The sequence below is a fragment of the Synechococcus sp. MW101C3 genome, from assembly GCF_002252635.1.
In the GTDB taxonomy this organism is placed as follows: domain Bacteria; phylum Cyanobacteriota; class Cyanobacteriia; order PCC-6307; family Cyanobiaceae; genus MW101C3.
In genome coordinates this window covers 1-1,053 of the sequence record NZ_NQKX01000017.1, presented here as the reverse complement: position 1 = coordinate 1,053, position 1,053 = coordinate 1, and the positions used below count along the sequence as shown (strand labels likewise).

Annotated in this window: 1 protein-coding gene; it reads right to left on the bottom strand. The window is 62.6% G+C overall.

Annotated features, from left to right (window positions below; translation table 11 throughout):
- Positions 1-1,052 (bottom strand): photosystem II D2 protein (photosystem q(a) protein) (gene psbD / locus CJZ80_RS14755; protein ID WP_094515010.1); only part of this gene is annotated, 1,052 nt, incomplete at its 3' end.
- Position 1,053 lies beyond the last annotated feature (1 nt).

Here is a 1,053-nt window from a genome sequence, read left to right as displayed (position 1 = left end):
GCGTTACCACGGGGCAGAACCTCTTCAGGGAAGACGAAGTTTTCATGCGGCTGGTCAGCCGGTGCCATCCAGGCACGCAGACCTTCATTCAGAAGAATGTTCTTCGTGTAGAAGGTTTCGAATTCAGGATCCTCAGCAGCGCGGATTTCCTGGCTCACGAAGTCGTAGGCACGCAGGTTCAGCGCCAGGCCGATGATGCCGATGCTGCTGGTCCACAGACCCATCACCGGCACGAACAGCATGAAGAAGTGCAGCCAGCGCTTGTTGGAGAAGGCGATCCCGAAGATCTGGCTCCAGAAGCGGTTGGCGGTGACCATCGAGTAGGTCTCCTCTTCCTGCGTGGGCTCGAACGCCTTGAAGGTGTTGGCCTGCTCGGAATCCTCGAACAAGGTGTTCTCCACCGTGGCGCCGTGGATGGCGCACAGCAGCGCACCGCCCAGGATGCCGGCCACGCCCATCATGTGGAACGGGTTCAGCGTCCAGTTGTGGAAGCCCTGCAGGAACAGCAGGAAGCGGAAGATCGCCGCCACCCCGAAGGAAGGCGCGAAGAACCAGCTGCTCTGACCCAGCGGGTACATCAGGAACACGCTCACGAACACCGCGATCGGGCCGGAGAAGGCGATCGCGTTGTAGGGGCGGATGCCCACCAGACGGGCAATCTCGAACTGACGCAGCATGAAGCCGATCAGGGAGAAGGCACCGTGCAGGGCCACGAACGGCCAGAGGCCGCCCAGCTGGCACCAGCGCACGAAGTCACCTTGAGCTTCCGGACCCCAGAGCAACAGCAGGCTGTGGCCCATGGCGTCGGCAGGGGTGCTGACGGCGGCGGTGAGGAAGTTGCAGCCTTCCAGGTAGCTGCTGGCAATCCCGTGGGTGTACCAGGAGGAAACGAAGGTGGTGCCGGTGAGCCAGCCGCCCAGAGCCAGATAGGCCGTGGGGAACAGCAGCAGACCGGACCAGCCGACAAACACGAAGCGGTCGCGCTTGAGCCAGTCATCGAGGACGTCGAACCATCCCCGAGCCGAAGGCGCGCGCCCTACAGCAATCGTCATG